Genomic DNA, 1689 nt, shown 5'->3' on the forward strand with positions numbered 1-1689 from the left:
AGTCTCTTCCGCCACTGCCGCAGTCATAGAAAAGCCCCTTGCGGGGCTTTTTTACTTGGAATGTCCCGCGCAGCAGGTGGCCGGTTGGAAGGGGCAAGATCGGGTGATGGCCCTACCTGCCGAGGCCAGCGATCCGAGCATGGGCCTCGCGCATTCCCTGTTCCGCCCCGTGAGGGCGCAGATCCATCCCCTCTGCGTAGACGAAGTCCACCGGGATGCCCATCAGGCCGAGCACGGATTGGAGGTAGGGGGTGACCGCATCCGTCGTCTGTCCCTGATGCACGCCGCCGCGGCTACTGAACACCAGGGCGTTGACCCCCTCCACCAGCCCCATGGGGTAGGTGTCGGTGTAACGGAAAGTCACCCTGGCCCGCGCCACCAGATCGAACCAGTTCTTGAGGGGGGTCGGCACGTTGAGGTTGTACATGGGGGCGCCGATCAGCAGCAGGTCGGCGGCCTTGAGTTCGGCAATCAGCCGATCCGACAGCGCCACCGCCTGCCGGATGGCCTCATTGTCCGGTTCCGCCCCCCGCAGGGCGTGAAACAACGGGCTGTCGAGGGCGGGCAAGTCGAGGGCGGTCAGGTCGCGCACCACCACCTGGTCCTGGTGGCCCTGCTCCCGGCGTGTGTGCAGGAAGTGCTCCATCAATTGGTTGGTGCGGGATGCGGGGCCGTTGAGGCTGGATTGCAGCAGCAGGATCTGGCTCATGAGGGGAACTCCATCTGAAACGTGTGAAGAATGAAGGGAGCTTACCAGTCATTTTTTTCCGCAGTGCTGATAGTATTTCGCCATATTGGTTCCAAAAGGTATGCAATAGATGGCAAACACGCTCAACGGCATCGATCTCTTCGCCACAGTAGTGGAGGCGGGCAGCTTCGCCCAGGCGGCGGAGCGGCTTCACCTCACCCGCTCGGCGGTGGGCAAGGGGGTGGCGCGGCTGGAGCTGCGTCTCGGCGTGCAACTGTTTCATCGCACCACCCGCAGCCAGAGCCTGACCGAGGAGGGGGCGCTCTTCTATCGCCACTGCCTGCGGGCGCTGGAGGAGGTGCGTCTTGGGGAAGCGGCGCTGGCCAGCAACAAGCTCACCCTCAACGGCAGATTGAAGGTCTCCATGCCGGTGCTGTTCGGCCAGCAGTGCGTGGCCCCCATTTTGCTGGCGCTGGCGAAGGCGCATCCCGGGCTGGCCCTGGAGCTGTCGTTCAGCGACCGCAAGGTGGATCTGGTGGAGGAGGGGGTGGATCTGGTGATCCGCAACGCAGAGCCGCCGGACAGCCTGGATCTGGCGGCGCGCAGGCTCGGGGAGCACGGCATGACGCTCTGCGCCTCGCCCGCCTATCTGGCCGAGCGGGGGGAACCTGTGACCCTGGCTGAGCTACCGGATCATGAGTGCATTGCCTATCTGCGCCAGGGGCGGGTGCTGTCGTGGTGGTGGCAGGAGGCCGAGGCATGGCGCGAGGTTCAGCCCAGAGGGCGGTTGCAGATGGACGATCTCAACGCCATCACCCAGGCGGCCATCGCGGGCTTTGGTCTCGCCTGGCTGCCGACCTGGCTGGCGCGGCCCCACGTTGAGCGGGGCGAGCTGCGCGAGCTGCTGGCCCGATTGCCGGGTCGGCGCTATCCCATCAACGCCCTCTGGCCCCATGGTCCGCATCTGCCCCTCAAGACCCGGCTTGCCATCGACTGGCTGG

The 1689-nt window shown here is 65.5% G+C and carries 2 protein-coding genes; one reads left to right on the plus strand and one right to left on the minus strand.

What is annotated here, in order from left to right:
* Positions 1-112 precede the first annotated feature (112 nt).
* The gene (locus AACR77_RS03835) at positions 113-709 is read right to left on the minus strand and encodes an FMN-dependent NADH-azoreductase (RefSeq protein ID WP_042879851.1); all 597 of its coding nucleotides are present in this window, start codon (positions 707-709) and stop codon (positions 113-115) included.
* 109 nt (positions 710-818) lie between these two features.
* Here AACR77_RS03835 and AACR77_RS03840 point away from each other — a divergent pair.
* On the plus strand, positions 819-1689 hold an 871-nt coding region (locus tag AACR77_RS03840; protein WP_042879853.1), incomplete at its 3' end, for a LysR family transcriptional regulator.

The organism is Aeromonas sp. ZOR0002 (genome assembly GCF_963866995.1).
Classification (GTDB): domain Bacteria; phylum Pseudomonadota; class Gammaproteobacteria; order Enterobacterales; family Aeromonadaceae; genus Aeromonas; species Aeromonas caviae.

Coding starts and splice junctions, on each gene's coding strand:
- AACR77_RS03835 (WP_042879851.1), bottom strand. CDS start 709: ATGAGCCAGATCCTGCTGCTGCAATCCAGCCTCAACGGCCCCGCATCC.